We start from the raw sequence: 14,335 nt of genomic DNA, 5'->3' as shown, positions 1-14,335 counted from the left end.
TCAGAATGCGACGGCCCGCGCAGGCTGGGCAAGCGGGGTGCGGAGAACCTTGTTCGGCTGACACGGCGTGAGGGCTACACAGGTCTGCGGCCAGGGCCTACAAGGGCGCCATGCGCGACATCCAGCATTTCATCTCCGGCAAGGCTCAACCTGGCGCTTCTGGCCGGTTCGGCGAGGTTTTCGACCCCAATACGGGCGAAGTGCAGGCAAAAGTCGCCCTGGCGACGCCGGCCGAGCTTGACGCTGCGGTAGCGGCGGCGGTGAAGGCGCAAGGTCCCTGGGGCGCGACCAACCCGCAGCGCCGCGCGCGGGTGATGTTCGAGTTCAAGCGCCTGGTCGAGGCGCACATGGACGAACTGGCCGTGCTGCTGTCGTCCGAGCACGGCAAGGTGGTCGCCGATTCCAAGGGCGACATCCAGCGTGGCCTGGAGGTGATCGAGTTCGCCTGCGGCATCCCGCATGCGCTGAAGGGCGAGTACACCGAGGGCGCGGGTCCGGGCATCGACGTCTATTCGATGCGCCAGCCGCTGGGCGTGGCGGCGGGGATCACCCCGTTCAACTTCCCGGCCATGATCCCGATGTGGATGTTCGGCATCGCCATTGCGGTCGGCAACACCTTCATCCTGAAGCCCTCGGAAAAGGACCCCAGCGTCCCGGTGCGGCTGGCCGAGCTGTTCATGGAAGCCGGCGCCAACCTGGGCATGGACCTCTCCGGCGTGCTCAACGTCGTGCACGGCGACAAGGTCGCGGTCGATGCGATCCTGGAACACCCGGCCATCGCCGCGGTCAGCTTCGTCGGCTCGTCCGACATCGCCCACTACGTCTATCGGACCGGCACGGCCAACGGGAAGCGCGTCCAGGCCATGGGCGGCGCCAAGAACCACGGCATCGTCATGCCCGACGCGGACCTCGATCAGACGGTCAAGGATCTGGTCGGGGCCGCCTACGGCTCGGCCGGCGAGCGCTGCATGGCCCTGCCGGTGACGGTTCCGGTCGGCCAGAAGACCGCCGACGCCCTTCGCGAGCGACTGCTGGGCGAACTGGAGACCCTGAAGGTCGGCGTCTCGACCGACGCGGCCGCACAATACGGCCCGGTAGTCAGCGCCGCGCACCGGAACAAGATCGCCGACTACATCCAGATCGGGGTCGACGAGGGCGCCGAGCTGGTGGTCGACGGCCGCGGGTTCTCGCTGCAGGGCTACGAGAAGGGCTTCTTCATCGGCCCCAGCCTGTTCGACCAGGTGAAGCCGACCATGAAGACCTACCAGGAGGAGATCTTCGGCCCGGTGCTGCAGATCGTCCGCGCCGAGAGCTTCGAGGAGGCGCTGGCCCTGCCGTCCAACCACCAGTACGGCAACGGGGTGGCCATCTTCACCCGCAACGGCCGCGCCGCGCGCGAGTTCGCCCAGCGCGTCAATGTCGGCATGGTCGGGATCAATGTGCCGATCCCGGTGCCGGTCGCCTATCACACTTTCGGCGGCTGGAAGCGCAGCGCCTTCGGCGACGTGAACCAGCACGGCATGGAAGGCGTGAAGTTCTACACCAAGGTGAAGACCGTCACCGCCCGCTGGCCGGAGGGCGAGGCGCATGCCGACTCCGCCTTCGTGATTCCCACCATGCGGTGATGCTTCTACTCTGCCGCGAAAACGCGGTGGAGGTTCGATGAAGCGGTTCGGGACTTGGGCGATCCTGTTGCTGGTGGTCGCCCTGGCGGGCGTCGGCGGTTGGGCGTGGTGGAATTACGACCTGCGCTGGCGGCCGAAGACCATCACCAAGGACCAGGCGCAGATCGCCAGGATCCTCGAGACGTCGGGCTGGGTCTCGCCGGGCAAGACCGGGCCGAAGCTCTACATGGTCTCGTTCCGCACCTGCCCCGACTGCGTGCGCTACATGGCCGAAGAGTTTCCGCTGCTGCATGCGGCGGGCGTCGACACCCGGGTGATCGAGATCGCGCGGCGCGACTACAACGGCGTGCCGAAGTCGACTCCAGCGGAACGGGCCACCGTGGCCGAGCTTTGGCTGAACCGATCCTGGACCCTGCTGGAACGCTGGGAGGCCACGCCCGCCGAGGCGTGGACCGCGCCAGGGATCGCACCCGCCGACGGCGACATGGCCCGCACCGCGGTGGTGGAGGCCGGCCGCAAGATGGTCGACGACCTGCAGCCGCTCCTGAAGAAGAACGGGATCAACTTCGCCTATCCAACCCTGATCTGGTGGACCAAGGACGGGAAGATGCGCGGCTGCGCCTGCGAGAAGCGCGAGACCTACCGCTATGTGCGCCAGGAGTTGGGCCTGGAGGGCTAGCCTGCGAACGGGCGGCCGCTGACGATCTGCTTGCTGCGCGCCTTCGTCTTGGCGCCGTGTTCGCGGTCGGCGGGGTGCGGCTCGGCGTGGCGGCCGGCGCCCTTGCGCCCGCCCTCGGCCTCGAACTCGAGGCTGTCGAGCTCGTCGGGAGCGAGGTCGGCTTCCGACTGGAAGGAAGCGTCTTCCTCGGGGCGGGTGTCTTTCGCGGCCATGGCGGTCTCCGTTACGCTGGGTACGGAGAGACCAACCCGCGGGCCGTGCGCGGCGTTCCCTGCTTGAGGCGAGCGCCGGCCCAGGCTAGGCGGAGGGCGATGAGTTCGCCCCTGCAAGTCGCCTACGACGCCCGCCTGGCGCAGGGCGAGATCCGACCCGACCCGGCCCAGGCCGCCGCCCTGGCGGTGCTGGTGCGGCTTGAGCGCGACCTGGCCGCCGCCGAGCCGAGCGGCTTCGCCTCGTTCTTCAGGAAGCCCGAGAGCCAGCGCGGGGTCTATCTGGTCGGGCCCGTGGGCCGCGGGAAGTCCATGTTGATGGACCTTTTCTTCGCCACCGCCCCGGTCGAGAAGAAGCGCCGCACCCACTTTCACGTCTTCATGGGCGAGATCCACCGGCTGATCGACGCCTGGCGCAAGGGCGACGCGGCCGCGCGCAAGGCCAGGTTCGGCCAGCACAAGGGCGATGATCCCATCCCGCCGATCGCCGACGTGGTGGCCGGCCAGGCGCGGCTGCTGTGCTTCGACGAGTTCCAGGTCACCGACATCGCCGACGCCATGATCCTGGGCCGGCTGTTCGAGGCGCTGTTCGCGCGCGGCGTGACCCTGGTCGCGACCTCGAACCGGCTGCCGGACCAGCTCTACAAGGACGGCATCAATCGCCAGCTCTTCCTGCCTTTCATCGAGCTGCTGAAGAGCCGCGTCGAGGTGGTCAGCGTGGCCGGGCCGCACGACTACCGGCTGGATCGCCTGCGCGCGGCCGGGACCTGGTTCTCGCCGAACGATCCCGACAACGCCCGCAGCTTCATGGCGCTCTGGCGCGACATGCTGGGCGGGGAGGACGAGATGGGTGAGACGCTCGAAGTGCTCGGCCGCAAGATCCACCTGCCGCACGCTCAGGGCGGCCAGGTGCGGGCGAGTTTCGCCAGCCTCTGCGCGGTCGCGCTCGGACCCAATGATTACCTGGCCATCGCAGAGCGCTTCCACACTGTCTTCCTGGAAGATGTGCCCAAGCTGACCCCCGCCAAGCGCGAGGAAGCACGGCGGTTCGTGATCCTGATCGACGCGCTCTACGAGGCCCGGGCCAAGCTGATCGTGCTGGCGCAGGCCGAGCCGATCGCCCTCTATCCCGAAGGCGACGGGGCCTTCGAGTTCGAGCGCACCGCCTCGCGCCTGCAGGAGATGCGTTCGGCCGACTGGCTGGAAGAGAACGGGTAGAGCGTCGACGCCTGCCTTTGTGTCATCCCCGTTTCGGCGCGGCCTCGCCTATCTTTTTGCTATCAGGCGCGGATGGGTCCTGGTCTTGCTTCGCAAACCGGGATGACACGTGGGGCGGGTCTATCCCCGCAGGCTCTCGACCAGGTCGCGCGCATAGGGGGCCAGGCCCGCCAGGCTGCGCACGCAGATGGTCAGTTCGCGCTGGGCCCAGTCGTCGGTGAGGTCGACGATGCCGAGCGCCATGGTCCGGCCGGCCCGGCGGGCGGTGGTTTCGGGCACGATGCCGATGCCGACCCCGCACTCCACCAGCCGGCAGACGGCGTCGAAGCTGCGGAGCTGCACCCGCAACCGCAGCGGCTTGCCCTCGCGCACCGCCTTGGCCGACAGGAACCGCTGCAGCGAGCTGGCGCGGTCGAGGCCGACCAGGTCATAGGCCAGCACGTCCGCGAAGGTCATGGCGCTGCGCTGCGCCAGCGGGTTGGTCGCCCCGGTGACCACCACGAACCGGTCCGAGCGGAAGGGGAAGGTCTCCAGGCTGCCCATGTCGACCGTGCCGGCCACGATGCCGACGTCGCCGACGCCCTCGGCCACCAGACCGACGATCTCGTCCGACAGCCGCTCCTCCAGATTGACGCTGACGTGCGGGTGCTCGGCCAGGAAGCGGCTGAGCGCCTCGGGCAGGAACTCGGTCAGGGCGTTGGTGTTCGCCAGTAGCCGCACCTCGCCCGACAGGCCGCCGGCATAGGCGCCCAGGTCCTCGCGCAGGCGCGCGGTCTGGGACAGGATGGTGCGCGCGTGCTTCAGCAGGGTGCGGCCGGCGGGGGTCGGGGTCACGCCCTGGCGCGAACGCTCGAGCAGCGGCGCGCCCAGCGCGTCCTCCATGTTGCGGATACGGGTGGAGGCCGCGGCCAGCGCCAGGGCGCAGCGTTCGGCTCCGCGGGTGATGGAACCGGCGTCCGTCACCTCGCAAAACAGCCTCAGATCGACCAGATCGAACCGCATCCTTCGTCTCCCGCGAAGGATGATTACGGGAAAGACGCATTGCATCAAAAGAAAAAGGGCTGGAACTTCGGCCCCGACGAAGGGGACGTCATGGCTCAGGCTGGGCCTGGAGTGCGCTTTCGTTGACACCCGAAGGCGGCGGCTTAAAAGCGGAGCCGCTCCTCCAGCTTGGAACGCCCATGACCTACGCCCCACGCGAACGGCCGCTTTCGCCGCACACGACGATCTGGCGCTGGCACGTGACCATGGCCACGTCGATCCTGCACCGCGCCACTGGCTGCGCCCTCTATGGCGGCGGCCTGCTGATGGCGCTCTGGGCGCTGTCGCTCGCCGCCGGACCCGAGGCCTATGGGACGTTCAAGGCGATCCTCGGCTCGTTCCCGGGCAAGATCGTGATGTTCCTGCTGACCCTGTCGGCCTTCTATCATCTGGCCAAGGGCATCCAGCACCTGATCTGGGACCTGGGCTACGGCTACAAGGTCCAGACCGCCAGCCTGGGCGCGATGATCTGCCTGGCCTTCTCGGGCGCCGCCACCGTGGTCGTCTGGATCATCGCCGCCATGACGGGAGCGCTCTGATGTCGGGTTTCCGCACCCCCCTCGGCCGCGCGCGCGGCCGCGGCGCGGCCCCGCAAGGCGTGGGCCCCTGGGTTTCCGAGCGCGGCGCGGCCGCCGCCCCGATCCAGATCGGGCGGGCGGGCGTGTTCGCCGCGCTGCAGCTCGCCCGCCTCGACTATTACGGCGCGGTCGCCTGGCTGCAGTCCTCGCCGTTGAATCCGACCCTGCTCGTGCTGTTGGTGGTCGTCTCGTACCTGCACATGAGCGCGGGACTGCGGGTGGTCATCGAGGACTACATCGAAAAGCACCTCAGCCGCGCCGGCCTGCTGGTCCTCAACGTCTTCGTCTGCGTGCTGTTCGGCGCGCTGGCGGTGTTCTCCATCCTCAAGGTCGCGCTGGGAGGCGCTGTCTGATCCCATGGCGAGCTACGAGTTCATCGATCATAAGTTCGACGTCGTGGTGGTCGGGGCCGGCGGCTCCGGCCTGCGCGCGGCGCTGGGCTGCGCCCAGGCCGGCCTGAAGACGGCCTGCATCACCAAGGTCTTCCCGACCCGCTCGCACACCGTGGCCGCCCAGGGCGGCATCTCGGCTTCGCTGGGCAACATGGGCCAGGACGACTGGCGCTGGCACATGTACGACACCGTCAAGGGGTCGGACTGGCTGGGCGACCAGGACGCCATCGAATACCTGTGCCGCAACGCGCCGGCCGCGGTCTACGAGCTGGAGCACTGGGGCGTGCCGTTCTCGCGCACGGCCGAGGGCAAGATCTATCAGCGCGCCTTCGGCGGCATGACCAAGAACTTCGGCGAGGCTCCGATCCAGCGCACCTGCGCGGCGGCCGACCGCACCGGCCACGCCATGCTGCACACGATGTACGGCCAGAGCCTGGCCCACGACACCGAGTTCTTCATCGAGTACTTCGCCCTCGACCTGATCATGGACGAAGGCGTCTGCCGCGGCGTGACGGCGTGGAAGCTCGACGACGGCACCCTGCACCGCTTTCAGGCCCAGCAGGTCATTCTCGCCACCGGCGGCTACGGCCGCGCCTACTTCTCGGCCACCAGCGCCCACACCTGCACCGGCGACGGCGGCGGGATGGCCCTGCGCGCCGGCCTGCCGCTGCAGGACATGGAATTCGTGCAGTTCCACCCGACCGGCATCTACGGCGCCGGCTGCCTGATCACCGAGGGCGCTCGCGGCGAGGGCGGCTACCTGACCAATTCCGAGGGCGAGCGCTTCATGGAGCGCTATGCGCCGTCCGTGAAGGACCTGGCCCCGCGCGACATGGTCAGCCGGGCCATGACCATCGAGATCCGCGAAGGCCGCGGGGTGGGTCCGAAGAAGGACCACATCTTCCTGCACCTCGACCACCTGGATCCCAAGATGCTGGCAGAGCGCCTGCCGGGCATCTCGGAAAGCGCCAAGATCTTCGCCGGCGTCGACGTGACCAAGGAGCCGATCCCGGTCCTGCCGACCGTGCACTACAACATGGGCGGCATCCCTACGAACTTCTTCTCGGAAGTCGTCACCCGCGAGGGCGACAACCCCGACAAGGTGGTTCCGGGCCTGATGGCCGTGGGCGAGGCGGCGTGCGTCTCGGTGCACGGCGCCAACCGCCTGGGCTCCAATTCGCTGATCGACCTGGTGGTTTTTGGCCGCTCGGCCGCCCTGCGCTGCGCCGACACCATCAAGGCCGGTGCGACCCAGCCCGAGCTGAAGCCGGCCATGACCGACGGCCACCTGGCGCGCTTCGACAAGTTCCGGAACGCGAACGGCTCCATCCCGACCGCGCATCTGCGGCTCGAGATGCAGCAGGCCATGCAGGAGGACGCGGCGGTGTTCCGCACCACCGAGGCCCTGGCCTCGGGCGTCAAGCGCCTGGAAGCGGTCCACGCCAAGCGTCCGGACCTGAAGGTCAGCGACCGCGGCATGATCTGGAACACCGACCTGGTCGAGACGCTCGAACTGGACAACCTGATCGGCCAGGCGACGGTCACCGTGGTCGGCGCGCACAACCGCACCGAAAGCCGCGGCGCCCACGCGCACGAGGACTATCCGGAGCGCAACGACGAACAGTGGATGAAGCACACCCTGACCTGGTTCGACGACGCCACCGGCAAGGTGCGCATCGATGACCGTCCGGTGCACAGCTACACCATGACCAACGACATCGCCTACATCCCGCCTAAGGCGCGGGTCTACTAGGACCGTCCGATGCTTCGTTCCCCCTCCCTGCTCAACGCCTCCGCGCTGAAGGAAAGCGTCTGATGGTCCAGCTCGCCCTGCCGAAGAACTCCCGCGTCCAGAAGGGCCGCCATTTCCCGGCCCCCGCCGGCGCCAAGAACGTCAAGACGTTCCGGATCTATCGCTACGATCCGGAAGGCGCCGAGAACCCGCGCTGGGACACGTACGACGTCGACGTCGACGCCTGCGGCCCGATGGTCCTGGACGTCCTGATCCACATCAAGAACGACATCGACCCGACCTTGGCCTTCCGCCGCTCGTGCCGCGAAGGCGTCTGCGGTTCGTGCGCCATGAACATCGGCGGCCGCAATACGCTGGCCTGCACCCACGGCCACGACGAGGTCCCGGGTTCGGCCTGCCAGATCAGTCCGCTGCCGCACATGCCGGTGGTCAAGGACCTGATCCCGGACCTGACGCTGTTCTACGCGCAGTACGCCTCGATCGAACCGTGGCTGCACACCACCACGCCCGAGCCGCAGAAGGAGTGGCGCCAGACGCCGGAGGACCGCGAGAAGCTGGACGGCCTCTACGAGTGCATCCTCTGCGCCTGCTGCTCGACCTCGTGCCCCAGCTACTGGTGGAACGGCGAGAAGTATCTCGGCCCGGCCGCCCTGCTGCACGCCTATCGCTGGCTGATCGACAGCCGCGATGAGGCCACCGGCGAGCGCCTGGACGAGCTGGAGGATCCCTTCAAGCTCTATCGCTGCCACACCATCATGAACTGCGCCCAGGTCTGCCCGAAGGGTCTCAACCCCGCCAAGGCGATCGGCGAGATCAAGAAGATGCTGGTGGATCGCGTCGTCTGACGCTCTTTTAGAGAGGGCGAACGATCCGAACTGTGTTTGGAAAGTTGACGCCGCCGTCACTTTTCTGCATGGGGCTTATATGAGCCAGACGGACGCGCATGTTGTGATCCTGGGGGCAGGCCATGCCGGCGGCACGGCCGCGGCCCTGCTCCGCCAATATGGGCACACCGGCCCAATCACCATGATCGGCGACGAGCCGATCCCGCCCTATCAGCGTCCGCCGCTCTCCAAGGCCTGGCTCAAGGGCGAGGCGGACGCCGACTCCCTGGCGCTCAAGCCGCTGGAATTCTATCCCGAGCAGAACATCGACTTCCGGCCGAACCTGAAGGCCGTGAAGCTGGCGCGTTCGGACAAGACCGTCACCCTGTCGGACGGCTCGACCCTCACCTACGACATCCTGATCATCGCCACCGGCATGCGGCCGATCCGCCTGCCGATCGAGGGCGCGGATCTGGCCGGCGTGCTGACCTTGCGCTCGGCCGCCGACGCCGAGGCGATCAAGGCGGCCCTCGGCCCCGGCAAGCGCCTGGCCATCGTCGGCGGCGGCTATATCGGGCTCGAGGTCGCCGCCTCCGCCCGCGCCCTGGGCGCCGATGCGGTGGTGATCGAGCGCGAGGCGCGCATCCTGGCCCGCAGCGCCTGCGAGCCGCTGTCCAATTTCTTCCGCGACTATCATCTCGGCCGCGGGGTCGAGTTCGTGCTGGGCGCGGGCGTGGCCGGCTTCGTCGGCCATGACGGCAAGGTCGCCGGCGTGCGCCTGGCCGACGGCCGGGTGATCGACTGCGACGTGGTGCTGATGGGCGTGGGGGCCACCCCCAACGACGAGATCGCCCGCGACGCCGGCCTGGAATGCGCCCGGGGCGTGGTGGTCGATATGGAGGCCCGCACCGCCGATCCGTCGGTGTTCGCCATCGGCGACGTCACCCACCGGCCGATGCCGCACTACGACCGCATGTTCGGCCCCGAGAGCGTGCCCAGCGCCCTGGAGCAGGCCAAGCAGGCGGCCAGCGCCATCACCGGCCGCGCGCCGCCTTCGCCAGAGGTGCCGTGGAACTGGTCGGACCAATACGACATCAAGCTGCAGATCGCCGGCCTGCCGTTCGACGCCGACCGCGTGCTGCTGCGCGGCGACCCGGCCAGCGGCAAGTTCGCCGTCTTCCATCTGAAGGGCGACCAGGTGCAATCGGTGGAGGCGATCAACTCGCCCCCCGAGTTCATGATGGGCAAGCAGCTCATCGCCAACCGCAAGCCGGTCGATCCGGCCAAGCTTGCCGATCCGTCGGTTTCCATGAAAGAGGTCGCCGCCTGAAGGGCGACGAAGGGGAGTGAATGGCCAAGATTACCTATATCGAGCATGACGGCACCGAACACGTCGTCGATGTGAAGAACGGCCTGACGGTCATGGAAGGCGCGGTGAAGAACAACGTGCCGGGTATCGACGCCGACTGCGGCGGCGCCTGCGCCTGCGCCACCTGCCACGTCTATGTGGACGAGGCTTGGCAGGGCAAGACCGGCTCGACCTCGGCCATGGAGGACTCGATGCTCGACTTCGCCGAGAACGTCGAGCCGAACAGCCGCCTGTCCTGCCAGATCAAGGTCACCGACGAGCTGGACGGCCTGGTCGTGCGGATGCCGGAAAGCCAGCACTAAGGCCTTTCGGCCGGCGCGCCTGGGCGTGCTATAGCCCGGTCCGGCTGCGTGGGGCGCGCCGGACCGGAGACCTTTGCCAGTGGATGCCAGCGTGACCGCGCCTGATCTGTCGTTCGATCAGGTGGAGCCCGTCATCTCGGGGTTCATCGACGACTACCTGCATTTGCACGGCCTCGATCCCCAGCGCTTCCGCGCCCGGCCGCTGCCCGGCTGCGACGAGATGTTCTTCAAGGCGATCCTGCCGAACTACGAGTTCGACGCCTCCATCTCGGCCTTCAAGTTCGTCGAATCCACGATCCGCCTGGGCGAGGCCTATCGCCAGCTCGTGGAGGGCGTGTTCGGAAGCTTCGACGCGGTCGGGCCGGTGCTCGACTTCGCCTCCGGCTGGGGCCGCCTGACCCGCTATCTGGAACAGCGCCTGCCGGTCGACAAGATCAGCGTGGCCGACATCTATCACGACGCCATCGACTGGCAGGTTTCGACCTTCGGGGTCGCAGGACTCCACTCGACCAAGGATCCGGCGTTGCTGGCCTATGCCGGGCGGCATGACATCGTGCTCGCCGGCTCGATGTTCTCGCACCTGCCGGAGGGGCTGTTCCACGCCTGGCTGGCCAAGCTCTACAGCCTGGTCTCCGAGCGCGGCGTGCTGGCCTTCAGCGTCCACGACGAGGCGATCCTGCCGGCGGGCGAGACCATGGGGCCGGACGGTTTCCATTTCCTGCGCTTTTCCGAGAGCGGCTCGCTGGAGCTCGACATCTACGGCATGTCCTACGTGACCGACGCCTTCGTCGGCCGTGCGGTCGAGCGGCTCGGCGGCGGACTATCCTGGCGCCGCTTCCCGAAGGGGCTCTACGAGAACCAGGATCTCTACGTGATCGGCGCCCCGGGCGTGGACCTGAGCGCCCTGAAGCTCGGTTCGACGCCGATGGGCGGCTTCGAGACGGTCGCGACCCTGTCGACCGGCGAGGTCGAGTTCGCCGGCTGGGCGGTCGAGCGCACGCCCGGAGCGGACATCGTGGCGGCGCGGGTGTTCGTTGATGAGGTGGAGACCCTGGCGCTCAGCCCGATAACCCCGCGGCCGGACGTCCAGAAGCACTTCCCAGGCTCGGCCCGAGCGCCGGTCGGCTGGAGCTTCCGCCTCTCGCCGCAGCAGGCGACGCCCGGCGCGACCGTGCGCGTGCGCCTCGAGAGCGCGACGGGGCTGATGGGCTACTGCTATGCGCAGATGCCCGCGCCCGCGACCTTCACCTATTCAGGCTGGTCGCGGCGCGGGCTTCGCTAGCTCAGGCGACGGCGCGCAGGCCGTCGAGCTGGGCGATGATGTTGGCCATGGCGGCCGAAGGCAGAACCTCGTCCTGGCCGTAGTCGCCGGACTCGATGATCGCGGCCAGGCGGTCGCGGGCGCGGCTCACGCGGCTCTTGATGGTGCCGATGGCGCAGCCGCAAATCTCGGACACTTCCTCGTAGGACAGGCCGCCAGCGCCGATCAGGATCAACGCCTCGCGCTGGTCGTCGGGCAGGCAGGCCAGGGCGCGGCGCACCTCGTCCAGCTCCAGGCTGGCGATCGGGTTCGAAGCGGCCTCCAAGGTGCGCTCGGCGACTTCCGGGTCGAGCTGGCTGGAGCGCCACGAGCGGCGCTTGTCGGAATAGAATTGATTGCGGAGGATCATGAAGGTCCAGGCCTTCATGTTTGTGCCGGGCTGATAGCTCGCCCGATTGTTCCAAGCCTTCAGCAGCGCGTCTTGCGCCAGGTCGTCGGCGGCTGCGGCGTCGCGGCAGAGCGACCGGGCGAAGGCCCGCATCTGCGGGATCAGGCCGGTCAATTCGCTCTTGAAGTCGTAGTCGGCTCGCGCCTGGTCGGTCATGGGTCGCCTCCGTTCAAGCCAGGACCTTACTCGTCCCTCGTGACCTAAACGCGGCGGGAGCAGGAAGGCTCCGCTTGTTTACAAGACTGTGACCATAAAGGGGTTCTGCGGCAGCGCCGGCGCCGTGTCGCCGCAATTCGCGCCGGCTCAGAATTTCAGTTCGGGGTGGCCCGCCGCGCCCTGGGCGGCTTCGGGAAGGTGGCAGGTGAAGGTCGCGCCGGCGCCGGGCTCGCTCTCCAGAGCCACCCAGCCGCCGTGCAACTCGACCAGGGCCTTGACCAGCGCCAGGCCCAGGCCCGGCCCGCCACGCTCGCGGCCGACGAAGCGGTCGAAGATGTGCGCCTGCACGTGGAAGGGAATGCCGCGGCCGGTGTCGGTGACCTGCAGCTGGACCTCGCCCAGGCCACGGCGGGCGGCCAGGGTGACGGTTCCGCCGGGCGGGGTCTGGCGCACGGCGTTCTCGGTCAAGTGGTCCAGGGTCTGGGTCAGGCGGCGCAGGTCGCCGCGCAGCAGGCCGATATCGTCGGGGTGCTCGATCTTGATGGTGACGCCGGCGGCCTCGGCCTCCTTGGCCCAGCGCTCGGCCGCCTCGTTCAGGAGATCGGCGACGCGCACGTCGGCAAGGTCCAGCGCCATCTCGTCGGCGTCGATCTGGGCCATGTCGAGCACGTCGTCGATCGAGCGGGCCAGTTGGGTGGCGGCGGTGCGCACCGCCGCCGCGTGCCCACGGCCTCGCTCGGACAGGTTCTCGCCCGAGCGTTCCAGCAGCTCTGAATAGCCGATGATGGTGGTGAGCGGGGTCCGCAGCTCGTAGGAGACGTTGCCCACGAAGTCGCGCTTCAACCGCTCGGCCTCGGCCAGGGCGGCGGAGCGGTCGGCCAGCGCGCTCTCCAGCTTGCGCGCGTCGGTGACGTCGGCGAAGGCGATCAGCGTCGCCCCGTCGGGCAGCGGACGGCTCTGATAGACGACGATGCGCGAATCCGAGGTCTTCACCTCGCCCGAGATCGGGGCGCGGGCCTGGGGATCTGGATCGGCGACGCGGCCTTTCAGCTCGCGCCAGAAGTTCATGTCGTGCAGGCGGCGTACGCACAGCTCGACGACGCCCTCGAAGTCGTGAGCCATCTCGAGCTGGTCGCCGCTGACGTTCCAGAACAGCTCGAAGGCCTCGTTGTGCAGGCGCAGCCGCCCGTCCGAGCCGAACACCGCGACGGCGTCGTTGAGCTTGTCGAGCGTGGCCTGCTGGACCTGGATCTGAGCGTTGTACTGGGCCTTCAGCCGCAGCTCGCCGGTGATGTCGGAGAACAGCAGCACCACCCCGCCCATCGGGTGCGGCTGACGGCCGACCTTCAGGGTTCGGCCGTCAGGCAGGCTCCAGAGGTCGTCGGGCCCGCTGGAGGTGTCCTCGTAGCGGTCGAGCTCCGCGGCCTTCCACTTCCCGTAGTCTGCGGTCTCGGGCAGGCGGCGGCGCTGGCGCAGTCGGTCCAGCACCTCGCCGTGGGTCGGGCGCTCGGCCAGCCAGGCCGGCTCCAGGCCCCACAGCTCGGCGAAGGCGGTGTTGTGGAAGATGAGCCGCTTGCCCTCGCCGAAGATGGCGACCGCGTCGGCGATGTGGTTCAGGGTCTCGTCATGCGCCTCGACGTGGCGTTTCAGCGCCTCGCGGAGCTCTTCGGTCTCGGTGACGTCGTCGCTCCAGACACCCACCCCGCCGCCGTCCAGTGGCTGGGCGGTGACCTGCAGGGCGCGGCGGCGGCCGTCCAGGGTGGTCCAGCGCAGGCTCTGGCGGCGCGAACCCAGATTGGCCGCCTCGCTGGCCAAACTCTCAGCGCCCTTGTCGAAGGACAGGCCCTTGTCGGCGGCCTCGTCCAGGGTGGCGGCGCCGGTCGCGGCCAGCCAGGCTGCGTTGACCCAGACCGGGCTGCCGTCGGCGGCCGAGATCCAGGCCGGGGTCGTCCGCGCGTCCAGGAAGGCGGCGAAGCGGGGGGCCGTGGGCAGGCCGGCGTCCTGGCCGACCACGGCCGACAGTCGCAGCCAGGCCAGGGCCCCGGCGGCGCGGCCCTCGACGGCGACGGCGCCGCCCGGGCCCTGGACTTCGAAGGCGCAGGCCTCGCCGCGTTCGAACAGGGCGCGCAGGCGCCGCGCATGGTCGGGGTCGGCGCGCATCAGCGCCGCGACCACGGCCTGCGGATCGGCGGCCGGCGGCAGGCCGAGGGCCGCGGCGCAGGCGGTCAGGCTTTCCTGACCCGAGGTGAGGCTTGCATGGCCGTCCTCGACGGCCAGCAGGACGGAATCGAAGGCCTCGACCGAGGCCTGGGCCGCCTCGGCGCCGGCTTCCAGTTCGCGCACCCGCTCACGCAGGGCTTCGACGCGGGCCTCGTTGCGGCGGCGCTGGTCGACCAGCCAGAACATCGCGCACAGGGCGAGCAGCACCGCGCCGGCCGCGGCTCCAAGGATCAGGTCTTGCTCGCTCATCGGCGCTCCGT

At 68.9% G+C, this 14,335-nt stretch carries 14 protein-coding genes; 10 read left to right on the top strand and 4 right to left on the bottom strand.

Going from position 1 to position 14,335, the window contains the following annotated elements:
• The first annotated feature begins 110 nt into the window (after positions 1-110).
• Positions 111-1,625 (top strand): CoA-acylating methylmalonate-semialdehyde dehydrogenase, encoded by a 1,515-nt coding sequence (locus ACE3T2_RS18305; RefSeq protein WP_374659994.1) that lies wholly within the window; start codon positions 111-113, stop codon positions 1,623-1,625.
• 37 nt (positions 1,626-1,662) lie between these two features.
• Entirely contained in the window at positions 1,663-2,304 is a 642-nt protein-coding gene (locus ACE3T2_RS18300) for a hypothetical protein (protein ID WP_374659992.1), read from the top strand.
• Here the strand turns inward: ACE3T2_RS18300 and ACE3T2_RS18295 are convergent.
• Positions 2,301-2,516, bottom strand: coding sequence for a hypothetical protein (locus tag ACE3T2_RS18295; protein WP_374659990.1), 216 nt, complete (start codon positions 2,514-2,516; stop codon positions 2,301-2,303). The genes ACE3T2_RS18300 and ACE3T2_RS18295 overlap by 4 nt on opposite strands.
• Positions 2,517-2,615: 99 nt before the next feature.
• Between ACE3T2_RS18295 and zapE the strand changes: the two genes are divergently transcribed.
• Positions 2,616-3,731 (top strand): cell division protein ZapE, encoded by a 1,116-nt coding sequence (zapE, locus tag ACE3T2_RS18290; protein WP_374659988.1) that lies wholly within the window; start codon positions 2,616-2,618, stop codon positions 3,729-3,731.
• 120 nt (positions 3,732-3,851) lie between these two features.
• On the opposite strand, the gene ACE3T2_RS18285 is transcribed toward zapE, so the two are convergent.
• Entirely contained in the window at positions 3,852-4,733 is an 882-nt protein-coding gene (locus ACE3T2_RS18285; RefSeq protein ID WP_374659986.1) for a LysR substrate-binding domain-containing protein, read from the bottom strand.
• Positions 4,734-4,912: 179 nt separating this feature from the next.
• On the opposite strand from ACE3T2_RS18285, the gene sdhC reads away from it, so the two are divergent.
• The 7 genes from sdhC to ACE3T2_RS18250 all read left to right on the top strand — a co-directional run bounded on the left by sdhC (position 4,913) and on the right by ACE3T2_RS18250 (position 11,272).
• Positions 4,913-5,311: a succinate dehydrogenase, cytochrome b556 subunit gene (gene sdhC / locus ACE3T2_RS18280; RefSeq protein WP_374659984.1), complete on the top strand. Its 399-nt coding sequence runs from the start codon at positions 4,913-4,915 to the stop codon at positions 5,309-5,311.
• Positions 5,311-5,703 carry a succinate dehydrogenase, hydrophobic membrane anchor protein gene (gene sdhD / locus ACE3T2_RS18275; RefSeq protein WP_374659982.1) on the top strand — a complete coding sequence of 131 codons (393 nt, stop codon included), beginning with the start codon at positions 5,311-5,313 and terminating at the stop codon, positions 5,701-5,703. Before sdhC ends, sdhD begins: the two co-directional genes overlap by 1 nt.
• Positions 5,704-5,707: 4 nt before the next feature.
• Positions 5,708-7,495, top strand: coding sequence for a succinate dehydrogenase flavoprotein subunit (gene sdhA / locus ACE3T2_RS18270; protein ID WP_374659980.1), 1,788 nt, complete (start codon positions 5,708-5,710; stop codon positions 7,493-7,495).
• A gap of 62 nt (positions 7,496-7,557) precedes the next feature.
• Positions 7,558-8,340 (top strand): succinate dehydrogenase iron-sulfur subunit, encoded by a 783-nt coding sequence (locus ACE3T2_RS18265; RefSeq protein WP_374659978.1) that lies wholly within the window; start codon positions 7,558-7,560, stop codon positions 8,338-8,340.
• 79 nt (positions 8,341-8,419) lie between these two features.
• Positions 8,420-9,649, top strand: a complete 1,230-nt coding sequence (locus ACE3T2_RS18260) for an NAD(P)/FAD-dependent oxidoreductase (protein ID WP_374659976.1) — start codon at positions 8,420-8,422, stop codon at positions 9,647-9,649.
• Between the two features lie 20 nt (positions 9,650-9,669).
• Positions 9,670-9,990: a 2Fe-2S iron-sulfur cluster-binding protein gene (locus ACE3T2_RS18255; RefSeq protein WP_374659974.1), complete on the top strand. Its 321-nt coding sequence runs from the start codon at positions 9,670-9,672 to the stop codon at positions 9,988-9,990.
• Positions 9,991-10,081: 91 nt separating this feature from the next.
• Positions 10,082-11,272 (top strand): methyltransferase domain-containing protein, encoded by a 1,191-nt coding sequence (locus ACE3T2_RS18250; protein ID WP_374659972.1) that lies wholly within the window; start codon positions 10,082-10,084, stop codon positions 11,270-11,272.
• 1 nt (position 11,273) lies between these two features.
• Here the strand turns inward: ACE3T2_RS18250 and ACE3T2_RS18245 are convergent, their stop codons facing one another.
• Positions 11,274-11,855, bottom strand: coding sequence for a sigma-70 family RNA polymerase sigma factor (locus tag ACE3T2_RS18245; protein WP_374659970.1), 582 nt, complete (start codon positions 11,853-11,855; stop codon positions 11,274-11,276).
• A gap of 147 nt (positions 11,856-12,002) precedes the next feature.
• Positions 12,003-14,324, bottom strand: a complete 2,322-nt coding sequence (locus ACE3T2_RS18240; RefSeq protein WP_374659968.1) for an ATP-binding protein — start codon at positions 14,322-14,324, stop codon at positions 12,003-12,005.
• Between the last annotated feature and the right edge of the window lie 11 nt (positions 14,325-14,335).

Source organism: Phenylobacterium sp., assembly GCF_041919955.1.
Taxonomy (GTDB): Bacteria; Pseudomonadota; Alphaproteobacteria; order Caulobacterales; family Caulobacteraceae; genus Phenylobacterium.
This window is presented reverse-complemented; position numbering and strand designations above follow the sequence as displayed.

What these genes read in the sequence shown, in the direction of transcription:
- ACE3T2_RS18305 (WP_374659994.1), top strand. Translation starts at nt 111, where the DNA reads ATGCGCGACATCCAGCATTTCATCTCCGGCAAGGCTCAACCTGGCGCT.
- ACE3T2_RS18240 (WP_374659968.1), bottom strand. Translation starts at nt 14,324, where the DNA reads ATGAGCGAGCAAGACCTGATCCTTGGAGCCGCGGCCGGCGCGGTGCTG.
- ACE3T2_RS18255 (WP_374659974.1), top strand. Translation starts at nt 9,670, where the DNA reads ATGGCCAAGATTACCTATATCGAGCATGACGGCACCGAACACGTCGTC.
- sdhC (WP_374659984.1), top strand. Translation starts at nt 4,913, where the DNA reads ATGACCTACGCCCCACGCGAACGGCCGCTTTCGCCGCACACGACGATC.
- sdhA (WP_374659980.1), top strand. Translation starts at nt 5,708, where the DNA reads ATGGCGAGCTACGAGTTCATCGATCATAAGTTCGACGTCGTGGTGGTC.
- zapE (WP_374659988.1), top strand. Translation starts at nt 2,616, where the DNA reads ATGAGTTCGCCCCTGCAAGTCGCCTACGACGCCCGCCTGGCGCAGGGC.
- ACE3T2_RS18245 (WP_374659970.1), bottom strand. Translation starts at nt 11,855, where the DNA reads ATGACCGACCAGGCGCGAGCCGACTACGACTTCAAGAGCGAATTGACC.
- ACE3T2_RS18265 (WP_374659978.1), top strand. Translation starts at nt 7,558, where the DNA reads ATGGTCCAGCTCGCCCTGCCGAAGAACTCCCGCGTCCAGAAGGGCCGC.
- sdhD (WP_374659982.1), top strand. Translation starts at nt 5,311, where the DNA reads ATGTCGGGTTTCCGCACCCCCCTCGGCCGCGCGCGCGGCCGCGGCGCG.
- ACE3T2_RS18260 (WP_374659976.1), top strand. Translation starts at nt 8,420, where the DNA reads ATGAGCCAGACGGACGCGCATGTTGTGATCCTGGGGGCAGGCCATGCC.
- ACE3T2_RS18300 (WP_374659992.1), top strand. Translation starts at nt 1,663, where the DNA reads ATGAAGCGGTTCGGGACTTGGGCGATCCTGTTGCTGGTGGTCGCCCTG.
- ACE3T2_RS18295 (WP_374659990.1), bottom strand. Translation starts at nt 2,516, where the DNA reads ATGGCCGCGAAAGACACCCGCCCCGAGGAAGACGCTTCCTTCCAGTCG.
- ACE3T2_RS18285 (WP_374659986.1), bottom strand. Translation starts at nt 4,733, where the DNA reads ATGCGGTTCGATCTGGTCGATCTGAGGCTGTTTTGCGAGGTGACGGAC.